This window comes from Variovorax brevis, from assembly GCF_030317105.1.
GTDB lineage: Bacteria > Pseudomonadota > Gammaproteobacteria > Burkholderiales > Burkholderiaceae_C > Variovorax > Variovorax brevis.
This window is the reverse complement of record NZ_JASZYG010000057.1, coordinates 1-5,977: the sequence shown is the minus strand read 5'-3', so window position 1 is coordinate 5,977 and position 5,977 is coordinate 1. Positions and strand designations below refer to the sequence as shown.

The window sequence follows — 5,977 nt, the reverse complement described above, 5'->3', positions numbered from 1 at the left end:
TCGTAGGCGATCAATTAAACGCGTCCTTGCCGAGCGTTCTCGATTTGGACCATGACCCTTCGTTCCCGACGCAGTCACAATGATGAAGATGTCGTCGACCCCGAGCCCCGAACACCCGCAAAGATCAGTCGGCGCGCAGCCGCGCATGGCAGCTGATTCCTCCAGTTTGATGGACTCGCTGTCGGCAAGCGGATACACGGACCTGCGCATGCTCAGAGGGAAGTTGTGTGCTGTAAAGCAATTCAACTTCACCACCGCTATCGTCGTTGGGATGGATGTTGTCGGATACGAACGTCGTTACTGCTATGAACAGCGTGGGGAGGCTCAAGCCGCTCTCTTGGCGTGGGACGGAGATGGGCATCCGTCGGGGCCTTGGATCAAGTGCAAGGGCGCAGGCATTGACCTGTTGAACCCGGCGTTCTGCTGAGTGCTCACCTGTCGAGGCCTGTCCTCGCGGACTTACGGTTCAACTACGCGGCGGTCAGTTCGATGTTCCAGGGCAGTAGCGCCTCGTAGTCGTCGGCCGTCTGCGCCAGCGGCAGCTTCTTGAACAGGGCGACGAGGTAGCGATACGGCTCGACGTTGTTGGCCTTTGCAGTCTCGATGAGCGAGTAGAGATTCGCGCTGGCGTTCGCACCGCCAACGGTGTCGGCAAACAGCCATGAACGTCTTCCAACGACGAACGGCCTGATGGCGTTTTCCACCGGGTTGGAGTCCAGCGGCCATGCCCCGTTGTCCAGGAAGCGGACGAGCTTGGGCCACTGGCCGTGCAGGTAGTGCAGCGGTAGGCGATCAATTAAACGCGTCCTTGCCGAGCGTTCTCGATTTGGACCATGACCCTTCGTTCCCGACGCAGTCACAATGATGAAGATGTCGTCGACCCCGAGCCCCGAACACCCGCAAAGATCAGTCGGCGCGCAGCCGCGCATGGCAGCTGATTCCTCCAGTTTGATGGACTCGCTGTCGGCAAGCGGATACACGGACCTGCGCATGCTCAGAGGGAAGTTGTGTGCTGTAAAGCAATTCAACTTCACCACCGCTATCGTCGTTGGGATGGATGTTGTCGGATACGAACGTCGTTACTGCTATGAACAGCGTGGGGAGGCTCAAGCCGCTCTCTTGGCGTGGGACGGAGATGGGCATCCGTCGGGGCCTTGGATCAAGTGCAAGGGCGCAGGCATTGACCTGTTGAACCCGGCGTTCTGCTGAGTGCTCACCTGTCGAGGCCTGTCCTCGCGGACTTACGGTTCAACTACGCGGCGGTCAGTTCGATGTTCCAGGGCAGTAGCGCCTCGTAGTCGTCGGCCGTCTGCGCCAGCGGCAGCTTCTTGAACAGGGCGACGAGGTAGCGATACGGCTCGACGTTGTTGGCCTTTGCAGTCTCGATGAGCGAGTAGAGATTCGCGCTGGCGTTCGCACCGCCAACGGTGTCGGCAAACAGCCATGAACGTCTTCCAACGACGAACGGCCTGATGGCGTTTTCCACCGGGTTGGAGTCCAGCGGCCATGCCCCGTTGTCCAGGAAGCGGACGAGCTTGGGCCACTGGCCGTGCAGGTAGTGCAGCGCCTCGCCCAGCAGGCTTGAGGGCGCGACGGCGTGCAGGTGCGCGAGCAGCAACTGTTCGATCTGCTTGACCACTGCAGCGCTGTAGCGCTGGCGCAGCCGCTGCCGGCGTTCTGACGTCCACTCCTTGGCCAGCGCCTCCGCCCGGTAGAGCTTGCCGATGAGTTTGACGAACCGTGTCGCCAGCTGGTCTGGTGACCGGGCGGCATTCGGGATCGACTCCTCGGCTTTGATAAAGGGCCTGCGCGCATGCACCCAGCATCCAAGATGCGTCAGGCCATGGTCGGCGGCGATGCCGTCGTAGACCTGATACCCGTCGGTCACGAGCGCGGCACCGCGCCGGATGCCGGCATAGAGCTTGTGCGCGTGCACGGCACCGCGACCCGGCGCATAAGCAAACAGTCGCACCGCGGGGCCGCTGCCGTTCATCTGAGCCCACATGAAGCTCTTCGTCTGCGCCTTGCGCCCGGGCTCCTTGAGCACCTGAACGGTCGTCTCGTCCCCGTAGATCAGGTCCGAGTCCAACAGGTGGTCACGCAGCAAGTTGATGATGGGCTGCACGGCCTGGCCGATGCGCACCACACCTGCGGCCAGGGTGTTGCTCACGATGTCGCCTCCGAAGCGGCGCAGCAGCACGGCCGTGCGATACAGCGGCATGCCGAACTGATACTTGCCCGTGATGACCCAAGCCTGCGCCTCCTCGGTGAGCAGGCCTCGCGGGATGATGCGCGCTGGTGTCGGCGCGACCTTCAGGCTCAGGTCGCAGCAGGGGCACGCGTACTTGATGCGATGGTGCTGCAGCACGCGCACCTGCTCGGGGATGACGTGCATCTGCTCGCTGACCTCGGCGCCGATCTCCACCAACGCGTGGCCGTCGTGCGCGCAGATGCGCTCGGATTCAGGCAGCTCGTGACGAACGATGTCACGCGGCAACGCGGGATCCAGCGGCTTGCGTCCGCGCTTCTTGCGCTGGTGGCCAGCGACCGGGGTCGACTCTTCGTCATCGACTTCGGCCGGCAGTGTTTGCGCGGTCGGCGCGAGCGCCTCAGCCTCGTTGAGGAACAGGTCCTTCTGGTCGGTGCCGCGGGCCTCGCTCTTGGCGGCGAACAACTGACGCTGCAACGAGCGCAGCCGCTCCAGTGCCAGATCCCGCTCGGTGGTCACCACACGCAGTTCGCCGACGAGAGATTCGCTGCGCCGGGTGGCTTCGGCCAAGGCTTGCTGCAGGGCTGCGAATTCTTCGGCGGTGGGCATTTGAACCATCGCCTGCTTCGATCAACATGACGTGCAGGCGTTCCTCAAACATCGCATTGTCGAGGAAGATTCGGCAACTATTTTTGCAAGCTGCCGTTGATCGCTCAGGCCACTCGCTCGTAGAAGCGACGAGGGTGCTTCTGGACCACCGCCAGATCAATGCCATCGAGCAGCCAGTGCAGTTGCTCCACCGTCAACGTCGGCACGGTCGCGACGTCAGGCCAGATAAAGCGATCTTCCTCGAGACGCTTCATCAATAACCAAAATCCGTTTCGCTGCCAGCCCAAAATCTTTACGCGATCACGGCGCCGATTGCTGAAGACGTACACCGCCTCGGCAAACGGATCCAGCCCGAGGGCCTGCTCGACCAGGATTGCCAGGCCATTGAGACCGACCCGGAAGTCGATGGCCTCGCGGTGCAGGTAGACCTTCAGCCCTTCGTCGAATCGGAACATCCCAATCCCCCGAGCGCCTCGATCATGGCCAGCACCTGCTGCATGTCACAACCGCGCAAGTCGACCACAACACCATTGGGAAGGCGTGCCTGCACGTGCATGGACGACGACGCCTCTTCCTGGCGCGCCGCCGCGATGTCCAGTGCCACGAATGCCGGTGTCTTCGCTTGGGCAACGACGCCCGCGCTCGGCGCCGCGCCCCTGGCAAGCTCTCGCTCATACAAGCGCACCCAACTGATCACCTGGTTCGCGTTGATGCCGCAATCACGAGCCAGCTTCGCTATCGATACCCCGGGCTCGCGACACGCCAGTACCAACTCGCGCTTGGCGCGCGCGTCATAGATGCTGCGTCCATCACGCTTGCGCCCGACAACCAGGCGCCTGGCCAAATCCGAAATCCACTCTGACATTACGTGTCCACGTTCTTGTACATGGGTACGTAGCCTCACACTTCGTCGCGCTCGAAGGAAGGGCGTGGTTTATTGCCCGCTTACGTGCAGCGCCTCGCCCAGCAGGCTTGAGGGCGCGACGGCGTGCAGGTGCGCGAGCAGCAACTGTTCGATCTGCTTGACCACTGCAGCGCTGTAGCGCTGGCGCAGCCGCTGCCGGCGTTCTGACGTCCACTCCTTGGCCAGCGCCTCCGCCCGGTAGAGCTTGCCGATGAGTTTGACGAACCGTGTCGCCAGCTGGTCTGGTGACCGGGCGGCATTCGGGATCGACTCCTCGGCTTTGATAAAGGGCCTGCGCGCATGCACCCAGCATCCAAGATGCGTCAGGCCATGGTCGGCGGCGATGCCGTCGTAGACCTGATACCCGTCGGTCACGAGCGCGGCACCGCGCCGGATGCCGGCATAGAGCTTGTGCGCGTGCACGGCACCGCGACCCGGCGCATAAGCAAACAGTCGCACCGCGGGGCCGCTGCCGTTCATCTGAGCCCACATGAAGCTCTTCGTCTGCGCCTTGCGCCCGGGCTCCTTGAGCACCTGAACGGTCGTCTCGTCCCCGTAGATCAGGTCCGAGTCCAACAGGTGGTCACGCAGCAAGTTGATGATGGGCTGCACGGCCTGGCCGATGCGCACCACACCTGCGGCCAGGGTGTTGCTCACGATGTCGCCTCCGAAGCGGCGCAGCAGCACGGCCGTGCGATACAGCGGCATGCCGAACTGATACTTGCCCGTGATGACCCAAGCCTGCGCCTCCTCGGTGAGCAGGCCTCGCGGGATGATGCGCGCTGGTGTCGGCGCGACCTTCAGGCTCAGGTCGCAGCAGGGGCACGCGTACTTGATGCGATGGTGCTGCAGCACGCGCACCTGCTCGGGGATGACGTGCATCTGCTCGCTGACCTCGGCGCCGATCTCCACCAACGCGTGGCCGTCGTGCGCGCAGATGCGCTCGGATTCAGGCAGCTCGTGACGAACGATGTCACGCGGCAACGCGGGATCCAGCGGCTTGCGTCCGCGCTTCTTGCGCTGGTGGCCAGCGACCGGGGTCGACTCTTCGTCATCGACTTCGGCCGGCAGTGTTTGCGCGGTCGGCGCGAGCGCCTCAGCCTCGTTGAGGAACAGGTCCTTCTGGTCGGTGCCGCGGGCCTCGCTCTTGGCGGCGAACAACTGACGCTGCAACGAGCGCAGCCGCTCCAGTGCCAGATCCCGCTCGGTGGTCACCACACGCAGTTCGCCGACGAGAGATTCGCTGCGCCGGGTGGCTTCGGCCAAGGCTTGCTGCAGGGCTGCGAATTCTTCGGCGGTGGGCATTTGAACCATCGCCTGCTTCGATCAACATGACGTGCAGGCGTTCCTCAAACATCGCATTGTCGAGGAAGATTCGGCAACTATTTTTGCAAGCTGCCGTTGATCGCTCAGGCCACTCGCTCGTAGAAGCGACGAGGGTGCTTCTGGACCACCGCCAGATCAATGCCATCGAGCAGCCAGTGCAGTTGCTCCACCGTCAACGTCGGCACGGTCGCGACGTCAGGCCAGATAAAGCGATCTTCCTCGAGACGCTTCATCAATAACCAAAATCCGTTTCGCTGCCAGCCCAAAATCTTTACGCGATCACGGCGCCGATTGCTGAAGACGTACACCGCCTCGGCAAACGGATCCAGCCCGAGGGCCTGCTCGACCAGGATTGCCAGGCCATTGAGACCGACCCGGAAGTCGATGGCCTCGCGGTGCAGGTAGACCTTCAGCCCTTCGTCGAATCGGAACATCCCAATCCCCCGAGCGCCTCGATCATGGCCAGCACCTGCTGCATGTCACAACCGCGCAAGTCGACCACAACACCATTGGGAAGGCGTGCCTGCACGTGCATGGACGACGACGCCTCTTCCTGGCGCGCCGCCGCGATGTCCAGTGCCACGAATGCCGGTGTCTTCGCTTGGGCAACGACGCCCGCGCTCGGCGCCGCGCCCCTGGCAAGCTCTCGCTCATACAAGCGCACCCAACTGATCACCTGGTTCGCGTTGATGCCGCAATCACGAGCCAGCTTCGCTATCGATACCCCGGGCTCGCGACACGCCAGTACCAACTCGCGCTTGGCGCGCGCGTCATAGATGCTGCGTCCATCACGCTTGCGCCCGACAACCAGGCGCCTGGCCAAATCCGAAATCCACTCTGACATTACGTGTCCACGTTCTTGTACATGGGTACGTAGCCTCACACTTCGTCGCGCTCGAAGGAAGGGCGTGGTTTATTGCCCGCTTACT

General features: G+C 62.9%; 6 protein-coding genes and 2 pseudogenes. 1 reads left to right on the top strand and 7 read right to left on the bottom strand.

Translation table 11 applies throughout. From position 1 onward, the window contains the following. Positions 1 to 145 precede the first annotated feature (145 nt). Complete coding sequence (locus tag QTI66_RS39115) at positions 146 to 427, top strand: hypothetical protein (RefSeq protein ID WP_286565760.1); 282 nt, start codon at positions 146 to 148, stop codon at positions 425 to 427. 43 nt (positions 428 to 470) lie between these two features. On the opposite strand, the pseudogene QTI66_RS39110 reads toward QTI66_RS39115, so the two are convergent. The 7 genes and pseudogenes from QTI66_RS39110 to tnpA (QTI66_RS39080) all read right to left on the bottom strand — a co-directional run. Next, a pseudogene (locus QTI66_RS39110) lies at positions 471 to 782 on the bottom strand (transposase domain-containing protein); the annotation flags it as partial. Between the two features lie 470 nt (positions 783 to 1,252). Further along, positions 1,253 to 2,818, bottom strand: a complete 1,566-nt coding sequence (tnpC, locus tag QTI66_RS39105; RefSeq protein WP_286565759.1) for an IS66 family transposase — start codon at positions 2,816 to 2,818, stop codon at positions 1,253 to 1,255. A 104-nt stretch (positions 2,819 to 2,922) separates the two neighbouring features. Continuing rightward, positions 2,923 to 3,273, bottom strand: coding sequence for an IS66 family insertion sequence element accessory protein TnpB (tnpB, locus tag QTI66_RS39100; RefSeq protein ID WP_286565758.1), 351 nt, complete (start codon positions 3,271 to 3,273; stop codon positions 2,923 to 2,925). Beyond that, the gene (tnpA, locus tag QTI66_RS39095) at positions 3,249 to 3,683 is read right to left on the bottom strand and encodes an IS66-like element accessory protein TnpA (protein ID WP_286565757.1); all 435 of its coding nucleotides are present in this window, start codon (positions 3,681 to 3,683) and stop codon (positions 3,249 to 3,251) included. Before tnpA (QTI66_RS39095) ends, tnpB (QTI66_RS39100) begins: the two co-directional genes overlap by 25 nt. A gap of 84 nt (positions 3,684 to 3,767) precedes the next feature. Next, positions 3,768 to 5,036: pseudogene (tnpC, locus tag QTI66_RS39090) on the bottom strand (IS66 family transposase); the annotation flags it as partial. 95 nt (positions 5,037 to 5,131) lie between these two features. Next, positions 5,132 to 5,482, bottom strand: coding sequence for an IS66 family insertion sequence element accessory protein TnpB (tnpB, locus tag QTI66_RS39085; RefSeq protein WP_286565758.1), 351 nt, complete (start codon positions 5,480 to 5,482; stop codon positions 5,132 to 5,134). Further along, positions 5,458 to 5,892, bottom strand: coding sequence for an IS66-like element accessory protein TnpA (gene tnpA / locus QTI66_RS39080; RefSeq protein WP_286565757.1), 435 nt, complete (start codon positions 5,890 to 5,892; stop codon positions 5,458 to 5,460). Before tnpA (QTI66_RS39080) ends, tnpB (QTI66_RS39085) begins: the two co-directional genes overlap by 25 nt. Positions 5,893 to 5,977: the final 85 nt, after the last annotated feature.

What these genes read in the sequence shown, in the direction of transcription:
- tnpB (WP_286565758.1), bottom strand. Translation starts at nt 5,482, where the DNA reads ATGTTCCGATTCGACGAAGGGCTGAAGGTCTACCTGCACCGCGAGGCC.
- QTI66_RS39115 (WP_286565760.1), top strand. Translation starts at nt 146, where the DNA reads ATGGCAGCTGATTCCTCCAGTTTGATGGACTCGCTGTCGGCAAGCGGA.
- tnpA (WP_286565757.1), bottom strand. Translation starts at nt 3,683, where the DNA reads ATGTCAGAGTGGATTTCGGATTTGGCCAGGCGCCTGGTTGTCGGGCGC.
- tnpC (WP_286565759.1), bottom strand. Translation starts at nt 2,818, where the DNA reads ATGCCCACCGCCGAAGAATTCGCAGCCCTGCAGCAAGCCTTGGCCGAA.
- tnpB (WP_286565758.1), bottom strand. Translation starts at nt 3,273, where the DNA reads ATGTTCCGATTCGACGAAGGGCTGAAGGTCTACCTGCACCGCGAGGCC.
- tnpA (WP_286565757.1), bottom strand. Translation starts at nt 5,892, where the DNA reads ATGTCAGAGTGGATTTCGGATTTGGCCAGGCGCCTGGTTGTCGGGCGC.